General features: G+C 70.7%; 15 protein-coding genes. 10 read left to right on the forward strand and 5 right to left on the reverse strand.

Annotation, left to right across the window (positions count from 1 at the left end; genetic code table 11):
- Nucleotides 1–200: 200 nt before the first annotated feature.
- Nucleotides 201–863, forward strand: a complete 663-nt coding sequence (locus EP757_RS35755; protein ID WP_127552790.1) for a hypothetical protein — start codon at nt 201–203, stop codon at nt 861–863.
- Here EP757_RS35755 and EP757_RS35760 read toward each other — a convergent pair.
- Complete coding sequence (locus EP757_RS35760) at nt 847–1,716, reverse strand: ScyD/ScyE family protein (RefSeq protein ID WP_127552791.1); 870 nt, start codon at nt 1,714–1,716, stop codon at nt 847–849. The two genes, EP757_RS35755 and EP757_RS35760, sit on opposite strands and share 17 nt — an antisense overlap.
- A gap of 93 nt (nt 1,717–1,809) precedes the next feature.
- Here EP757_RS35760 and EP757_RS35765 point away from each other — a divergent pair, with 93 nt between their 5' ends.
- Nucleotides 1,810–2,436, forward strand: coding sequence for a nucleoside/nucleotide kinase family protein (locus EP757_RS35765; protein WP_127552792.1), 627 nt, complete (start codon nt 1,810–1,812; stop codon nt 2,434–2,436).
- 36 nt (nt 2,437–2,472) lie between these two features.
- Complete coding sequence (locus tag EP757_RS35770; protein WP_174262477.1) at nt 2,473–3,663, forward strand: metallophosphoesterase; 1,191 nt, start codon at nt 2,473–2,475, stop codon at nt 3,661–3,663.
- 744 nt (nt 3,664–4,407) lie between these two features.
- On the opposite strand, the gene EP757_RS35780 is transcribed toward EP757_RS35770, so the two are convergent.
- Nucleotides 4,408–4,908: an N-acetyltransferase gene (locus tag EP757_RS35780; RefSeq protein ID WP_160165988.1), complete on the reverse strand. Its 501-nt coding sequence runs from the start codon at nt 4,906–4,908 to the stop codon at nt 4,408–4,410.
- A gap of 163 nt (nt 4,909–5,071) precedes the next feature.
- Between EP757_RS35780 and EP757_RS35785 the strand changes: the two genes are divergently transcribed.
- Entirely contained in the window at nt 5,072–6,289 is a 1,218-nt protein-coding gene (locus EP757_RS35785) for a styrene monooxygenase/indole monooxygenase family protein (RefSeq protein WP_127552795.1), read from the forward strand.
- A gap of 106 nt (nt 6,290–6,395) precedes the next feature.
- The gene (locus EP757_RS35790) at nt 6,396–9,875 is read left to right on the forward strand and encodes an ABC transporter ATP-binding protein/permease (protein ID WP_127552796.1); all 3,480 of its coding nucleotides are present in this window, start codon (nt 6,396–6,398) and stop codon (nt 9,873–9,875) included.
- Between the two features lie 18 nt (nt 9,876–9,893).
- On the opposite strand, the gene EP757_RS35795 is transcribed toward EP757_RS35790, so the two are convergent.
- Nucleotides 9,894–10,754 carry a S1C family serine protease gene (locus tag EP757_RS35795; protein ID WP_127552797.1) on the reverse strand — a complete coding sequence of 287 codons (861 nt, stop codon included), beginning with the start codon at nt 10,752–10,754 and terminating at the stop codon, nt 9,894–9,896.
- A 202-nt stretch (nt 10,755–10,956) separates the two neighbouring features.
- On the opposite strand from EP757_RS35795, the gene EP757_RS35800 reads away from it, so the two are divergent.
- The 4 genes from EP757_RS35800 to EP757_RS35815 all read left to right on the forward strand — a co-directional run bounded on the left by EP757_RS35800 (nt 10,957) and on the right by EP757_RS35815 (nt 12,843).
- Nucleotides 10,957–11,187, forward strand: a complete 231-nt coding sequence (locus tag EP757_RS35800) for a hypothetical protein (protein WP_127552798.1) — start codon at nt 10,957–10,959, stop codon at nt 11,185–11,187.
- Nucleotides 11,184–11,654, forward strand: a complete 471-nt coding sequence (locus EP757_RS35805) for a DUF732 domain-containing protein (protein ID WP_127552799.1) — start codon at nt 11,184–11,186, stop codon at nt 11,652–11,654. The genes EP757_RS35800 and EP757_RS35805 overlap by 4 nt, the downstream gene beginning before the upstream one ends.
- Before the next feature lie 150 nt (nt 11,655–11,804).
- Complete coding sequence (locus tag EP757_RS35810; protein ID WP_127552800.1) at nt 11,805–12,086, forward strand: peptidoglycan-binding protein; 282 nt, start codon at nt 11,805–11,807, stop codon at nt 12,084–12,086.
- A gap of 52 nt (nt 12,087–12,138) precedes the next feature.
- The gene (locus tag EP757_RS35815; RefSeq protein ID WP_127552801.1) at nt 12,139–12,843 is read left to right on the forward strand and encodes a TIGR03089 family protein; all 705 of its coding nucleotides are present in this window, start codon (nt 12,139–12,141) and stop codon (nt 12,841–12,843) included.
- A gap of 360 nt (nt 12,844–13,203) precedes the next feature.
- Here EP757_RS35815 and EP757_RS35820 read toward each other — a convergent pair whose 3' ends face one another.
- Nucleotides 13,204–14,508, reverse strand: a complete 1,305-nt coding sequence (locus EP757_RS35820) for an IS256 family transposase (RefSeq protein ID WP_232049958.1) — start codon at nt 14,506–14,508, stop codon at nt 13,204–13,206.
- A 445-nt stretch (nt 14,509–14,953) separates the two neighbouring features.
- On the opposite strand from EP757_RS35820, the gene EP757_RS35825 reads away from it, so the two are divergent.
- Nucleotides 14,954–15,781 carry an alpha/beta fold hydrolase gene (locus EP757_RS35825; RefSeq protein ID WP_127552802.1) on the forward strand — a complete coding sequence of 276 codons (828 nt, stop codon included), beginning with the start codon at nt 14,954–14,956 and terminating at the stop codon, nt 15,779–15,781.
- Between the two features lie 173 nt (nt 15,782–15,954).
- On the opposite strand, the gene paaE is transcribed toward EP757_RS35825, so the two are convergent.
- Entirely contained in the window at nt 15,955–17,001 is a 1,047-nt protein-coding gene (gene paaE, locus EP757_RS35830; RefSeq protein ID WP_370457730.1) for a 1,2-phenylacetyl-CoA epoxidase subunit PaaE, read from the reverse strand.
- Between the last annotated feature and the right edge of the window lies 1 nt (nt 17,002).

Below are 17,002 nucleotides of genomic sequence, written 5' to 3' on the forward strand. Positions count from 1 at the left end.
CGCAGCCGTCGCTCATCCGGCGAGTGTCCCACACCTCTGGCCTAAAACCATTACACCGAGTAATCTTCGCCTTCCCCCGGCACGCCGAGCAGCGAAGACATCGTCACAATTTGCTGACTCAGGGTAATGAGTGAACTTTTGTTCGCCCGTGGACGTACCGGAGAACGACAGGGAAAACTGCTCTACCCCGGGAGCGCGCCATGTTCCGCCTCATCCAATTGCACACCGAGGACGGTGTGCCCCGCATCGGCGTCGATCCAGACGGATACGTCAGCGCCCGTGCCGCCCTGGCCCACTACCGCACGACCGCCGCCTCCTACTTCGCGGTCGGCCGTTTCGACCACGAAGGCACCCTCACCGAGGTGATCCTCGACCCGATCTGCGGACTCGACGGCGCCTGCCAGCGTCCCGCCTCGGTGGTGCACGCGAAGACCTTCGAGCGCCTCTGCGAGCGCTGCTCCGCCGGCCTCGACGTGCTCACCGTCCCGCAGCTCGCCCGCCGCCTCGGCATCGCCTGCCGCCTCGCCCCGTCCGTCGCCCGTTTCCGGCAGTCCTCGATCGGCGGGCTGCGCGCCCCGTCCGGCAACCGGATCGCCCGCGAGTTCGCCGACCACGTGCACGACGTGGCCTGGCGGATGCAGGTCTGCTCCGAACTGGCGGAGAGCCGGACCGCGCTGAACGGCCTGCTCATCGGCGTCGGCGCGCTCACCCACCGGCAGGTGCTCGACCTCTTCCCGGCGCTCTGCTCGCTCGGCGAGGAGCTGCCGGCACAGATCCACTCGGACCTGTGCCGGGCCACCGCCCGCCCGCTCTCCCCCGCCGGCGTCGCGGGACTACGCCTCGGGCTCAGCTTCCGATCCTGACCTTCACCACCGAGCCCGTTCCCTGACAGACACCGCAATCACTGATGTACGCGTAACCGTCCCGTATCGCCAGGCCCCCCGGAACGACCAGCCCGCCCTCGGCGACGACGCGATGCGCGCCCTTGCGATCCACCTTGAGCAGGGCGCCGTCGTGTCCGCCCCGCAGCACGTACAGACGGCCGTCCGGCGCCCAGGCCAGATCGATCACGCCGGTGAACCCGGACGCGTAGACCGTCGGCGCCTCGCCCGGCACCACCCGCCAGATCCGCGCCCGGCCACCGGCGTAGTACGCCCCGTCCGGGCCCTGCGCCACCGCACGGATCCCCTCCTGCGCCGGGAAGGCCGCCACCGTCGACGGCCGCCCGCGCGGGGCGACCCTGACCAGGGCGTTCGCGCCCGCGTCCACGACGAGGTGTCCCCGGTCGGTGATGAGCAGCCCCGTCGGGTCGGCGTCCTTCTCATGGGCACCCAGGTCGGCGATGGCGGTCGGCCCGCGCCCCGCCCGGTAGAGCGTGGCGGCGCCGTCCCCGCCCCGGCCGACCGTGTAGTAGAGCCGCCCGTCGGACCCGACCGCGACATCGGACGGGCCGATCGCCCCGGCACCCCGCGGTGACGCCGGCGACGGCGGGCCCGCCGGGATCCGCCACCGGCCGCCGGCCGAGACGACCGTGATCGCCCCGGACCGGCCCGCCTCGGCGACGTAGAGCTCTCCGTGCGGGCCGAACGCGATCCCGCGCGGGCTGTCCAGGCCGGTCACGATCGTCCGGATGGTTGTCGCCGCCCCGGCCGGGACGGCGGTGACGAGGATCGCGGCTGCCCCCACGACAGCCGCGATCACACTCTTCGTGATCATGTAACTCCCCCGTGTGTTCTCCCGCCTATGGTCCGGACCCGCGGGCACGTGGCGCAGTCGTCGATCCGACCCTGATCGGATTACGGTTCCGGCATGACGCTCACCCTCCCGGACCTCGCCGCCCGTGCCGCCGGTCTGGTCCGCGACGGCCGGCGGGCGGTTCTCGGGATCGCCGGGCCACCCGGGGCGGGCAAGACGACCCTCGCCACCTCGATCGTCGCCTCCCTACGCCGTCCGGACTGGGTGGCGCACGTGCCCATGGACGGCTTCCACCTCGCCGACGTGGAGTTGGAGCGACTCGGACTCCGGGATCGCAAGGGAGCTCCGGAGACATTCGATTCCTATGGGTACGCCGCGCTGCTGCGCCGCCTGCTCGAAGACCGGGACCCGGTGGTCTACGCCCCGGGATTCGAACGTGTCCTCGAACAGCCCCTCGCCGGGGTCATCGGAGTGCCGTCGAGCGTCCGGCTGATCGTGACCGAGGGGAACTACCTGCTCGTCGACGATCCGGCGTGGCGGCCGGTCCGGGAACTGCTCACCGAGGTCTGGTACGCCGACCTCGGCCAGGAAGAACGCCTCGAACGGCTGGTCGAGCGGCACGTCCGGTTCGGGAAGAGCAGGGAGGACGCCGTCGCGTGGGCCACCGGCACCGACGAGGCGAACGCCACACTGATCGCCGCCACCCGCGCACGGGCCGATCTGGTGGTGCCTCCCCTCTGACGGTTTTCGTCGTACCCGAGTGGCATGCTTGCGCTCATGTCAGTGGGTGAGGCGGTCGAGAGCGAGCCGAGACGGCGTTCGCCGCGGCGCGCGATCTTCGGTGTGGTGGTCCTGGCGGTCGTGGCGCTGCTGTTCGGCGTGCCGCTGGTGACGCTGGTGTGGTCCGGCAACGACTGGCCGCTCGGTGTGCAGCTCGGCCTGACCGCGGTGTTCGTGCTGGTCGCGCTCTCGTTCCCGGTGCTGATGTTCCGCGGGCACGGCGGCCACAGCGACGCCGCCTCGCGGATCGCCGACACCCTGCTCGGCGTGGTCTGGGTGCTGTTCACGTGGTCGGTGATCGGCCAGATCCTCGCTGTGGCGCTCGGGTTCACGTCGCTCGGCGATCCACTCCGGTCCCGCCTCGTCACCGCTTTCGTCCTGGCCGTCTCGGTGGTGCTGCTGGCCTGGGGTCACTACGAGGCGATGCGCGTCTCCCGGGTGCGCCGGGTCGACGTGACGATCCCCCGGCTCGGTCCCGGGCTCGACGGCCTGCGGGTCGTGCTGATCACCGACACGCACTACGGCCCGATCAACCGCACCCGCTGGTCCCAAGGCGTCACCCGGGTGATCAACTCGCTGGACGCGGACATCGTGGCGCACACCGGCGACATCGCCGACGGCGAGGTCCAGCAGCGTCTCTCGATGGCAGCGCCGCTCGCCGACGTGCGGGCGCGGTTCGCCCGGGTCTACGTGACCGGCAACCACGAATACTTCAGCGGCGCCCTGGGCTGGGTCTCGCACATGACGTCCCTCGGCTGGGACGCCCTGCACAACCGCCACATCGTCGTCACCCGAGGCGGCGACTCCCTGATCGTCGCCGGAGTCGACGACCGCACCGCCGCCGGCTCCGGCCTCCCCGGCCACCACGCCGACCATGCAGCGGCCCTGGCCGGCGCGGACCCCTCCCTGCCGATCCTGCTCCTGGCCCACCAGCCCCACCAGATCGACGGCGCCGTCGCCCACAACGTCGACCTCCAAATCTCCGGCCACACCCACGGCGGCCAGATGTGGCCCTTCCACTACCTGGTCCGCCTCGACCAGCCGGCCCTCCAGGGCCTCTCCCGCCACTCCGCCCGCACCCAGCTCTACACCAGCCGAGGCACCGGTTTCTGGGGTCCCCCTTTCCGAATCTTCGCCCCCAGCGAAATCACACTCCTGACATTGCACGCCCCCAAGCCACAGCCGTAGCCGCAGCCGCAACCGCAGCCGCCGCCCCAACCACCACCGTGACCGTGACCGCCACCGTGGCCCTGGCCGTGACCGCCGCCATGGCCCCCTGACCGCTGCCGCAACCGTGGCCGCCGCCATGGCCCTGACCGCCGCCGCCATGACCCCTGACCGCCGCCACAGCCGTGGTTGCCGCCATGGCCCTGACCGCCGCCATGGCCGTGGTTGCCGCCATGGGCGTGACCACGGCCCCTTGGCCGCCGCGGCGGCCATGGCCCTGACCGCCGCCACTCCCCTGACCGCCGCCACGGCCGTGGTTGCCCCGCCGTGACTGTGGCCGCAGCCGTGACCACCGCCTTGTCCAGCAACAGTTCCATTCGCCACCACGACATCTGAGCCGCCGCGAACAGGGCCGCCTCCAACTCGGACCGCCCCTGGATCTTGGACCATCAGCGCGCTTGAGCCGTGGCAGACCTCGGACCGCCCGCAGACCTTGAACCGCACGCAGACCTTGAACCGCCCGCAGACCTTGGGCCACCGACGAGCCTCGGCCGCGGGCAGGCTCAGAGCAGCCGCAGACCTTGGCGCAGCCGTGGATCTTGGACGGCAACCAGGCTTAGGTGCCCGCCGCCAGGCTTGGACCACATGCAGATCGGCGGTGAGCTCGGGCCGTGGGCGGGCTTGGACTACCCGACGCCCGACCTGCTGTGAGCCTGGCTTGTCACTGCTGTCCGGTCGTCGCTGGCTGCGGAGAGGGCTCGGCGGTCAGGATGGCGCCGGGGTCGAGCCGGAGTTCGTGGCGGGCGGCGCTTCGGGGTTCAGGCTCAGGTTCAGGAGGTCCAGACCGGGCACCGGCTGGAAGCCCGACTTCGTGTAGAGTGCCAACGCCGCCACGTTCTCCGATTCCGTCTGCAGGGACACCCGGAGCGCACCGGCTTCGCGGGCGTCGGCGATCACGTGGTTCACGAGGGCTTGCGCCATGCCTCGGCCACGGTGGGGCGGGGAGACGTACAGGTCGCGGATCGACCACGCCGTGGACAGCATCAGAGAAGCGGGCATGGTCGTCGTCGTGATGAAGCCGCAGAGCCGGGTGGACTCGACCGCTGCGGCGGCCATGAGGGCGCCACGGGACAGCTGGTGGCGCAGCCAGGCGCGGGTCGGGTCGGGCGACGACGGGCGGCCGTAGTGGACTCGGTAGTCGTCGAAGAGGGCGGCCAGCTGGGCGAACGCCGGGTGGGATGCGTCGATGGGCACGATGGTCGTCACGGGTTCAGTGTGGGCCGGGAGCGGAACGCGCAGCTAGATCGGCACGGCGTCGCGTGTCCACTCCGGACAGTAATCTTACCCATAGTCATTACCGGACTTCTCTGTGTACGGTGCTGGTGGGGGCAGTGATCAACCACCGACCTCACACACGGGGAGATTCAGCTTGCGCGACATCCTGATAGTCGGCGCCGGTCAGGCCGGACTTCAACTCTCACTCAGCCTCAAGGCCGCGGGATACCGGGTCACGCTCATGGCGGCGAAGACGCCCGGTGAGATCCGGGACGGGTGGCCGACCTCGACGCAGGCCATGTTCGATCCGGCGCTGGAGACCGAGCGGGCCTACGGCCTCAACCACTACGACCTGGTGGCGCCGCCGATCCGGGGCCTGCACGTGATGCTCGCCGCGCCGCCGGGGAACCTGGCGCTGCAGTTCACCGCGCCGCTCGGCAAGCCGGCGTTCTCCACCGACCAGCGGATCAAGTTCTCCCGATGGCTGACCGACGCCGAGCAGGCCGGGGTGGAGGTGATCTACCAGCCGGTGAGTCCGGCGTACCTGGAGGCGCTGACGAAACAATATGACCTGACCGTCGTCGCGGCCGGCCGCGGCGACCTCGTCGAGCTGTTCGAACGCGATCCGGAACGGTCACCCTATGAGCAGCCGCAGCGCGGTCTGGCGGTCGCGTACGTGCACGGGCTGGCGCCGGACCCGTCCTGGCCGGAACCGCACGTCGAGTTCCACGCGATCCCGGGCCTGGGTGAGCTGTTCGTGATCCCGACGCTCACCCGTACCGGGCCGGCCGACATCCTCTTCTGGGAGGTGCTGCCCGGCGGGCCGCTGGACGTCTTCGGGGAGGACGAGGACCACCTCCAGACCTCGCTCAACCTGATCAAGGAGAACCTGCCCTGGTTCCACGAGCGCTGCGCGGACGTCCGGCTCGCCGATGACAAGGCGACACTTCAAGGGCGATTCACCCCGACGGTACGCAAACCGATCGCGCACCTGACCGGCGGCGGAAAGGCGCTCGGCATCGGCGACATCGTCATCGCGAACGACCCGATCACCGGTCAGGGCGCGAACACCGCGGCGAAGGCGGCACACCACTACCTACGGGCGATCGTGGAGCACGGCGACAAGCCGTTCGACGAGGAGTGGATGACCGCGACGTTCGAGTCGTTCTGGCAGGCGCACGGCCGGGCCGTGACGCTCTGGACGAACGGGATGCTGCAGCCGCTGCCGCCGCACGCCCAGCAGATCCTCGGCGCGGCGAGCGCGAATCCGGCCGTGGCGGCCCGGTTCGCCCACGGGTTCGAGGACCCGAACGACCTGCTTTCCTGGTTCGCCGATCCCGCGGCGGCCGACGCGTACCTGCGGAGCCTTTGAAAGACAGGAACGGGAGACGGATTGGCCGGGAATAAACCGGTTGAGCCGCTTCCCCCGCCCGCGCAGGATGGGGGCACCGCCAACCCCGACTGCCGAGGACCTCTCCATGCGCCTGCTCCGCGACCTGTGGGCCACAAGCCGAAGTCGCACCGCGCTCACCGCGCTCCTGATCCTCGTCGGCGCGACGGGCGGGGCGATCGCGCTCGCCGTCGCCGGCCCGGTGCTGGTGGACCGCTCGTGGCCGCTCTTCACCGTCCTCGTCGTCGCACTCGTCGCCGGCGTGCTCAGCGACGTCTTCGTCGGCCTGGTGGTGGCCCGGCTGACCGCTGACTGGGCGGCCCGCGTCCGCCGCGGGCTCAACCGGGTCGCGTTCGGCCAGGATCTTCCGACGCTGGAGAACACGCCGGTCGGCGAACTGCTCGACCGGATCGACTCGGACGTCTACCAGGTCGGCTCCGAGCTGCGCGGCAGCGGCGTCCGGCTGGCGCAGTCGCTCGCCGTGGCGACCCTGTCGATCGTCACGACGTTCTTCGTCTGGTGGCCGGCGGCGATCGCGATGATCCTGGTGTCGATCCTGCTCTTCACCGTCATGAACAAACCGGTCCAGCGGATCTCCCCACTCCGCATCTCGGAGGAGGAGGCCTGGTCCGATCTGGCGGCGGTCATGGAGGAGGCGATCCACGGTCAGGACGACGTGCGGACGAGCCTGGCCGCGCCCTACGTCCGCCGGCTCTACGCTCTGCGGGCCGCGGAGGTCCTCCGGCGGGGCCGGCTGGTCTGGAGATCGTCCTCGCGGATCACCATGGGAGCGGGTGCCATCACCCGTACATTGATCGCGTTCTTGGTCGTCGCCGGAGCGTGGGCCCTCCAGGCCGGAGGGATCGACGCGGCCCGGCTCACCGCGGTCTGGCTCTTGGCGCTCGGATTCGGCGGCACGCTCGAACACGTCACCCGGATGGTGCCGGAGTTGCAGAACGCGCTCGGCGCCTGGAGCCGGGTGCAGCAGCTCAGCGAGGTCGCGCAGGAGCCGACCGAGGGTGCCGACCCGGTCGACGGCGACATCTCCATCCGGAATCTGACGTTCCGCTACCACCAGGGTGACGAGTCCCGGCTTCCTGTCCTGAGAAACATAGACATCGATTTCAAAAGAGGTCGTTCGTACGCGCTGATCGGCCGCACCGGCTCGGGTAAGTCGACCCTGGCGAAGGTGCTCACCCGTGCCGTGGACGTGCCGCGCGGCACGGTGTTCCTCGGTGGCGTCGACGTGAACGACATCGGCGTGGAGGGTCTGCGCCGGTGGACCGCGATCGTCCCGCAGCGCACCGAGATCCTGGCCGGAACCCTCGCCGAGAACATCGCGCTCTTCGACCAGGAGCTGATCCCGGCCGCGTCCCGGGCGATCGAGGAGCTCGGCCTGACCGCCTGGGTGGCGGGGCTCCCGGACGGCATCGACACCGTGCTCGGCGAGAACGGCTACAAGCTCTCGGCGGGTCAGGAGCAGCTCGTCGCGTTCGCGCGGATCCTGGTCCGCGACCCGCAGGTGGTCATCCTCGACGAGGCGACCGCGCGGATGGACCCGGTCACCGAGGCGTGGGTGCAACGCGCCACCGACCGGCTGCTCCGAGGTCGCATCGGCGTGATCGTGGCGCACCGGCTGTCGAGCGTGCAGCGCTGCGACGAAGTGGTCGTGCTCGCCGACGGTGAGGTCCTCGAGCAGGGGCCGCTGCAGGAGTCGAAGCGGTTCGCCGAGTTGATGGCGAGCAGCAAGCTGGCGGTTCCGGCGGGGAACATCGGAAATGTCGGGCTCGACGAGACCGCCGACTGGGACACCGCCGTTCAGGTCGAGCTCGGCCAGGACGCCCTCGCCGGCCCGCTCCCCAGCGTCGATCCGCCTGAGCTGCCCACGCCCCCGGAAGCCCGGACCATGCGGGAGATCGTGCGGCTCGCGACGAACGACAAGCGGTACGGCCTCGGCGCGGTCAGCCTCTTCGTGCTGCTCGTCCTCTTCGGCCTGGACGGCGCGATCCTGCCGCTGCTCTGGGCGGACGTGGTCGACGGCCAGGGCAGCCCGGTCGTGCCGGCGCTCGGCATCGCGGCGGCGCTGCTCGCGCTGATCCCGACGCTGTACTTCACCGGCGCGTGGTTCCCGGAGTGGTGGGTCCGGCAGATGCTGCGGATCAGCCTGCGCCTGGTGCACGGGCAGATCGGGCCGCGCCGGGTCAGCAAGCACACGCCGGCCGAGGTCGTCGCGCACGGCGGCGACACCGAGCGGGTCGTGATGCTCGCCGACAACCTGATCGACAACGGCGTCGCGGTGATCACCGTGGTCGCGATGACGCTGACGTCGCAGTCGCTGGTGCCGGCCGGGTTGTTCGTCGGCACGATGGTGCTGTCCGGGCTGGCCGCGACCCTGTTCGGGCCCCGGCTGGAGCGTGCGGCCCGGCGTACCGTGGCGGCCCGCGCGGCGTTCGCGACCTCGCTGGTCTCGTCGCTGTCGGCGGCGCGCACGGTGAAACTGGCCGGCGCGACCGACCCGGTGCTGGCGCATCTCGCCCGGCTCGACGCCACCCGCAGCGAACTGCAGCGGCGGGAGATCGCGATCCAGGTGTGGGCGCGGTCGACCCCGTCGATCGCGAGCGGGCTGCTGCCGATCGCGGCGTGGTACCTCTACCTGAACAACCAGCTCAGCCCGGCCGCCACCCTCATCGCGGTGGCGACGCTCGGCTCGGCCCGGTGGTTCGCGTGGACGATCGCGTCGCTGGTCTCGCACTTCCCGTCGGCACGGGTGTGGACCCGCCGCACGGTGGCCATGACCGGTGTCACCGACTACACGTCGGCGATCCCGGGCGTGGACATCTCGGCCGGGACGGCGCCCGCTCCGGCCACGGCGCCGCGCAACCCGCTGCGCGAGCTCTCACTGCATCACTTCAGCGCGGTGCACGAGAACGGCGCGCTCGGCGTACGGGACATCGACCTCACCGTCGGACGCGGGGAGCTCGTGCTGGTCGTGGGGCCTGTCGGTTCCGGCAAGTCGTCGCTGCTCCGGGCGCTCGCCGGCATCGTGCATCACACCGGTGAGCTGCGCTGGAACGACGAGCCGGTCCGCGAGCCGGAGATGTTCCTGCGGCCGAACCAGGTCGGCTACGTCGCCCAGCTGCCCCGGGTGCTCTCCGGGACGGTCGCCGACAACATCCAGCTCGGTCACGAGGTCGACGCCGCCGACGCGGTGTCGGTGGCCCAGCTGGAACACGACCTCACCGCGTCCGGTGGCGGCCTCCAGCTGCTCATCGGGCACAAGGGCACCCGGCTCTCCGGTGGTCAGCTGCAGCGGCTGGCCCTGGCCCGGGCGCTGGCGCCGCGCACCGAGCTGCTGATCGCCGACGACGTCTCGTCCGCCCTGGACGTGACGACGGAGCTGGAGCTGTGGCGGGCCCTGCGCTCGCACGGCGTGACGGTGGTCGGCTCGACGTCGAAGCGGGCCGCGCTGGCCCAGGCCGATCGGGTGGTCGTGCTGATCGGCGGCCAGGCGGAGGCGCAGGGCAGCTGGCGGGAGCTGGAACGCGAGTGGGGCCACCTGGCCGGCTGAGTCAGCGGGCCGGCTGACTCAGCGGGTCGTGCTGATCTGCGCCTTCAGCTGGGCCACGACGCTGGTGACGGTGTCGGCCGGGATGGCGAATCCCAGGCCGACACTGCCGGTGCTGTCGCCGGAGGTGGCGATCGCGACGTTGATGCCGACGAGGTGCCCGGACATGTCGACGAGCGCGCCACCCGAGTTGCCCTGGTTGATCGCGGCGTCGGTCTGCAGCAGGCCGCTCAGTTGCTCGTCCCCGGTGTCCAGGCTGCGGTCCAGGGCGGACACGATGCCCGAGGTGACGGTGCCCTCCAGACCGAGGGGCGCGCCGAACGCCAGCACCGTGTCGCCGACCGCGACGGTGTCGTCGGTGGCGAACGTGACCGGGGTCAGGCCGGACAGCCCGGTCGCCTGAACCAGCGCCAGGTCGTGGGTGGCGTCGGCGGCGACCACGGTGGCCGGGACGGTCTGCCCGGTGGACAGCCGCACGCTCACCGTGCCGTCCGACTCGATCACGTGGTTGTTCGTGAGGATCAGGCCGTCGGAGCTGAGCACCACCCCGGAGCCGAGCGACGACGACCGCGCGCTGTCGACCAGGACCGTCACGACGCTCGGCTGGACCTGCGCCACGATCGGCGCCAGATCGGTGCCCTCGGTGACCACGGCGGCCTGGGTGCCGGCCGTGGCGCCGGCGGTCGCGACGGAGGTGTTCGCGAGGTGCTCCTCCATGAAGTACGCCCCGGCGCTGCCGCCGCCGGCCACCAGCACCAGAACCGCGGCCCCACCGGCCACCCGCTTCTTCCACCGCGGGTCCCGCGGCGGCTTCATCATCACCGGGGCGATGTGCGTCGGCGGGATGTCGTTCGTGGCGGGGCGCGTCAGCAAGTCGGTCATGAGAACGACGATGCGCCGCCACATTGTCGTCCGGCGGTGAGCGCTCTGTGACTTCGCTGTGTGCGCTGCGTCCCCACCACGTCGCCCGACCGGGTAGCCGGAATGCGAACGCGGTCGCCCGTCCGGGTGGGACCTGCCGACCGTCCGGACAGAATCGGCGCGCCGCCGCGGACGCGCGCGCCTGACCTCTAAGGTTCCCCGCGTGTCCCCCACGAACACCACGCGAACGGTGGTCGAACGCCGCCCCTTCGGCCCGACCATCAGCGAGCCGGCAGCGGCTCTGCGTACAGCGCTCCCCCAGCTTCCTCCCCGCTTCTCCACAACCGACGAGCCCGAGCCCGAACCCGCCGGCGAACCCGTCCCCGAGCCCGCGGTGAGCGGCCGTTCATTCCTCCCCGACCTGCCGCGCGTCCCGGTCCCGGGAAAGCGGTGAAGCGGCTCTGCCTGCCCCTCGTCCTCGCCGCCGCGACGATGCCGCTGATCGCCGGGTGCGGTACCGATGCTTCCCCGCCCGAATGGCGAGCCGCGCCGGCGTCGCCTCTCCCCGCAGCGACCACCGAGCAGCCGTCCCCTGATCCGTCGCCGTCCGCATCCGCGTCTGCGTCCGCGTCTGCGTCCGCACAGCCTGTCCAGTCGGCGAGCACTCCGGGATGGCCTTCTCCGGCCGCCGCTTCCGCGCCGTCGGCCGGTTTCCTCGCGGCGGTTCGCGGGCGGCTGCCCGAGATGACGCTCGACATGCGACCTGAGGAGATCACCGACCTGGGTGATCAAGCATGTGCGGGACTCGCCGCCGGCCAGCGGCGGGTCGCGGTGGCGAAGAGCCTTGCGGGGTACGGCCTGAGCACCGCTGACGCGGCCGCCGTCGTCTCCTTGGCCCGCTCCCACCTCTGCCGGTCCTGATCCGCGCGCCCCGGTCGATGTGCCGGTCGAGCAGACCTCCGGCATCGGCCGAAAGTGGTAGACGGCCACAGGATTCGGAGACTTCGGTCCGATGTCGTGCACAGCCTTTCCCGCGACGCTTGATGCATCAGCGCAGAAGGGGAGGCACACATGTCCGCACGAGGAATGCTCACCGTTGTCGGCACCGCCGTCGGCGGCTTGATCGGCTGGGGCGGCCGGACCCCGCCGGCCGATCCGGCGACGCTGCGGGAGTTGTTCACCGACATGGGCGTGACGATCGGGCCCGACGACGCCGAACTGGCCGAAGCGGTCCGGTATTTTCAGCGGCGGACCGGTCTGGAGGCCGACGGCGAGGCCGGACCGGCGACCGTGCACCTGATGGCCCGCTATGCGGCCGAGGCGCGGGAGTCGCACATGATGGAGGCGGCTTGACCCCGTGCGGGTGATTACGGGCGGGCCCTGCCGCCGATAGCCTCGGAAGTCGATGACGGACGAGATCCTCACGTACTACGACGACGCCACCGGGGAACGCTTCGGGTTGACCGCGCCCGAGCTGGGTGACTGGGTCGCCGCCACCGCTGCCCTGCTCACCCGGGAGTGCGGGCTGCGCCGGGGCAGCCGCGCGGGCGTGCTGCTGCCGCCGCACTGGCAGACCGCGGCCGTGCTGCTCGGCGCGTGGGCGGCCGGGATCGAGGTGTCGTTCCGTGGCTGGGCGACCGCCGGGCTGGCGCCGGATCACGGCCCGGCGCTGGATGTGACGTTCGTGGAGCGGCGGCGGGTCGGCAGCTGGCTGGAGGAGATCCCACCGGCGGTGCACCAGTTCGTGCTCGGGCTGGCGCCCTCCGGCGCGCCGATGCCGGACGTCCCGTTCGGCTACCGCGACTTCCCGTCAGCAGCCCGCGCTCATCGGGGAGCACCCCCACCGCGATCAACCGCCGCCGAAGGTGAGATCGCCACCGTGGACGGCACGACGTTCGGGGAATACGGCGCAGTAGCCGCCGAAGTGGCCCGAGCACGCGGCATCACAGCCGGCGACCGAGTCCTGATCGAGACCTCAGCAGTCGAGGACCCCCTGATCTGGCTGATGTCGCCACTGACGGCCGGGGCGTCCATAGTCCTCTGCGCCAACCTGGATCCGACCCACCTGAGCACCCGAATCCGAGCCGAACACGTATCCCGCCTCCTCTGACCCACCCGACGCCCCAGCTCGCTGCCCGGCCTTCGCAGCTCCGCCTTGGTAGCCCCGCCTTTCGCAGCCTCGCCTTTCGCAGCCTCGCCTTTCGCAGCCCCGCCTTTCGCAGCCCCGCCTTTCGCAGCCCCGCCTTTCGCAGCCCCCGCCGTTGGCAGCCCCGCCTTTCGCAGCCTCGCCTCACGGCCAACCTCCCAGGCCCCTCGCTGGCCCTCACCTCGCGGCCAACCTCCCAGACCCCTCGCTGGCCTCACCCCACGGCCAACCTCCCAGACCCCTCGCTGGCCTCACCTCGCGGGAGATCTTGAGCGTTTCACCAGGGACTGTCAAGAAAACGGTGTAACTCGATCTTGTTGAGGGTTAGTTGCGGCCTGCGGTGAGCCGTCCTTCGAAGGCGAGGTCGAAGGCGTTGAGGGCGGGTTTCCAGCGGATGGTCCAGCGGCGGCGGCCAGCGCCGGTCGGGTCCAGGGCCATCACGGCCAGGTAGACGCATTTCAGGGCGGCCTGCTCGTTCGGGAAGTGCCCGCGGGCCCGGACGGCGCGGCGGATGCGGGCGTTCACGCTCTCGATCGCGTTGGTGGAGCAGACGACCTTACGGATTTCGGCGTCGAACGCGAGGAACGGCACGAACTCGGCCCAGGCGTTCTCCCAGAGCCGGACGATCGCCGGATATCGCTCGCCCCAGGCCTCAGCGAACTCCAGGAAGCGCTGCTCGGCAGCCTGCTCGGTCGGTGCGGTGTAGACCGGCTTGAGTGCCTTGGCGATGGCGTCGTAGTGCTGGCGGCCGGCGTATTTGAACGAGTTGCGCAGCAGGTGCACCACGCAGGTCTGGACCACGGTCTTCGGCCAGACGGTGTTGATCGCGTCAGGCAGCCCGGTCAGGCCGTCGCAGACGGCCATCAGCACGTCCTCGACACCACGGTTCTTGAGCTCGGTGCACACGCTGAACCAGAACTTGGCGCCTTCGCCGCCGTCGCCAGCCCAGAGCCCGAGGATGTCGCGGGTGCCCTCGGCGGTGACCGCGAGGGCGACGTAGATGGGCCGGTTGGCGACTTTGCCGTCGCGGATCTTGACGTTGATCGCGTCCAGGAAGATCACCGGATAGACCCTGTCGAGGGGCCGGTTCTGCCACTCGGCCATGCCGTCGATGACCTTATCGGTGATCGTGGAGATCGTCTGGCGCGAGACGTCGGCGCCATAGACCTCGGCCAGGTGAGCGCTGATCTCCCCGGTGGTCAGGCCTTTCGCCGACAGCGACAGGACCATGTCCTCGACACCAGTCAGCCGACGTTGCCGCTTCTTGACGATCTGCGGCTCGAACGAGGCGTCGCGATCGCGCGGCACGGTGATCTCGACCGGGCCGACATCGGTCAGCACGGTCTTGGCCCGGGTCCCGTTACGGGAGTTGCCGCCGTCTTTGCCGGCCGGGTCGTGTTTCTCATAGCCGAGGTGATCGGTGATCTCACCATCGAGGGCGGCTTCGATCACTCGCTTGGTCAACTGCTGCAGCAGACCGCCTTCGCCGGTCAGTTGCAGGCCCGCTGCGCGGGCCTGCTCGACCAGCTGGCCGACTAGCTCGGCATCCACGCCTTCCGGGGTGGTTGCCGGATCCTTCTTCTTGGCCACCGCCGAAGTATCCACGGTGGCATCGATCGTCACGGTCATCTGGTGTCTCCTTGATCAGGAGTTACACCGTTTTTCTTACAGTCCCTTTCACCACCGGATTGGGTGGTGAAACGCTCAAGATCTCGGAAAGGAGCTGGCGTTTCCAAGATCGGCGGCAGCGGGACAACGACTGGAAGGCGGCGACAGCGGGAACGGGCCGACAGCCGGAGGCAGCGGGAACGGGCCGGCAACCGGGAGGCATCGTGCACGGGCCAACAGCTGGAGACGGCGAGAACGGGCCGACAACCGGGAGGCAGCGGGAACGGGCCGACAACCGGAGACGGCGAGAACGGGCCAACAACCTGAAGGTAGCGAGCACGGGCCAACAGCTGGAGACGGCGAGCACGAGCCAACAACCGGAGACGGCGAGCACGGGCCAACAACCGGGAGGCGGCGGGAGCGGGGTGGCGGGTGGAGGGCTGACCGGGATGGTTAAGGTCGGGGAGTGCCGATTTACGCCGGGGCCGATGGAGCGCCACTGCACTATGACGACACCGATTCCGGCTCGGCTGAGGCGCCGCTGATCGTGCTGGCGGGAGGTGCGGCCCGGCACCCCGCGTACCTGGGTGATCTGGGTGGGCTCGGGGCGAGCCGCAGGCTGGTCGTTCCTCATCTGCGCGGCGTGGGTGAGTCCGCGGCCGGGCGGGCCAAGGCCGGGTCCTACTGGCGGCAGGCCTCCGACCTCGAAGGACTGCGCTCGCACCTGGGGCTGGAACGGATCGCCCTGGCCGGGCATTCGGCGGGGACGAGGTTGGCCACCGCCTATGCCGCGCAGTTCCCCGATCGGCTGGAACGGCTCGTTCTGATCACGCCGCCGGCCACTCACCTGGTCGCCGTCGCGCCAGACGCCGCTGAGCTGATCGCGCGCCGGACGGGTGAGCCGGCCTTCGACGCGGCGGTGGCGGCGTCGAGGCGCGGGCCGGATCTCAGCAGTGAGGACGCCTTCAACAGCTGGCATCTGACGTGTGCGCCGCTCGGGTACGCCGCCTGGACCGCCAAGGAGCAACAGCACGCCACCATCGGCCGCTGGTCACTGCCCGCTGTGCAGGCATATTTCAGTGTAAATCCCCCGGAGGACTTCGCCGAGCGCCTCGGCAAGGTCACCACACCGGTCCGGGTGATCGCCGGCGCCGAGGACTGCCTCACCGGACTCGCGCCCGTCGTGGCCCTCGCCGACGTCTTCCCGAACGGCGACGTCACCGTGATCGAGGACTGCGGCCACTACCCCTGGGTGGAGAAGCCGGCCGCGTTCCTCAAAGCCGCGACCGACTGAGAAGCCACGGCCAACCGAGAAACCACGGCCAACCGAGAAACCACGGCCAACCGAGAAACCACGGCCAACCGAGAAACCACGGCCAACCGAGAAACCACGGCCAACCGAGAAACCACGGCCAACCGAGAAACCACGGCCGACGGAAAAGCCACGGCCAACCGAAACGCCACGAATCACTGATCGAAATCGACCACAACCTTAGCGGAAAGCGCCCGCGCCTGGCAGGTCAGCACGAACCCGGCCTCCACCTCGGCGGGCTCCAGCGCGAAGTTGCGCCGCATCTCCACCTCCCCGTCGACGACCCGGGCGCGGCAGGTGCCGCACACCCCGCCCTTGCAGGCGAACGGCAGATCGGGACGGGCCGGCTGGGCCCCGTCGAGCAGTGCCACGCCGTCCGGGACGTCGATCGTGGTGGAGCGGCCGTCGAGGACCACTGTCACTTCGCTGCGAGGACCGTCCGGGGCCGACTCGGCACGGACCGGCGACGGCGGCGCCTCGTCGACCCAGAACAGCTCACGGTGGATCCGGGACGGCGCTACTCCGGCCTCGCCGAGCATGGCCGTCGCGTCGGTGACCATCCCGAACGGCCCGCACAGCCACCAGTGATCGATCGCGGACACGTCGACGAGCAGGGGGAGCAGCGCCCGCAGCCGTTCGCCGTCCAGCCGTCCGGTGAACAGTTCCACTTCACGGTTCTCCCGCGACAGCACGTGCACCACTTGAAGCCGGTCCGGATAGGCGTCCTTCAGGTCGGCGAGCTCCTCCGCGAACATCACCGTGTCCGTCCGGCGATTGCCGTAGAGCACCACCACGTCGGTACGCGGATCGCGCAGCAGCGAGGCGGCGATCGACAGCACCGGAGTGATCCCGGAACCGGCCGCGATCAGCACGTGCCGCCCACCGCCCGTCAGGTCAGGCGTGAACGTCCCGGCCGGCGGCGCCACCTCGACCAGGTCACCGGCCCGCAGCTCATGCACGATCCAGCTGGAGATCGCGCCACCGGGGACCTCGCGGACCCCGATCCGTGGCGCCGCCCCGGCCGGCGAGCAGATCGAATAGGTCCGCCGCTCGTCGAGGCCGCCGCGCCGGACGGTCAGCGACTGGCCGGGCCGGAACGAGAAACGGTCCGCCAGCGGCGACGGCACCTCGAACGTGACGGCGACAGCGTCCGCGCAGAGGCGATCGATCGCGGCCACCCGCAGCGCGTGGAAGTCGACCACC

This window comes from Actinoplanes sp. OR16, from assembly GCF_004001265.1.
GTDB lineage: Bacteria > Actinomycetota > Actinomycetes > Mycobacteriales > Micromonosporaceae > Actinoplanes.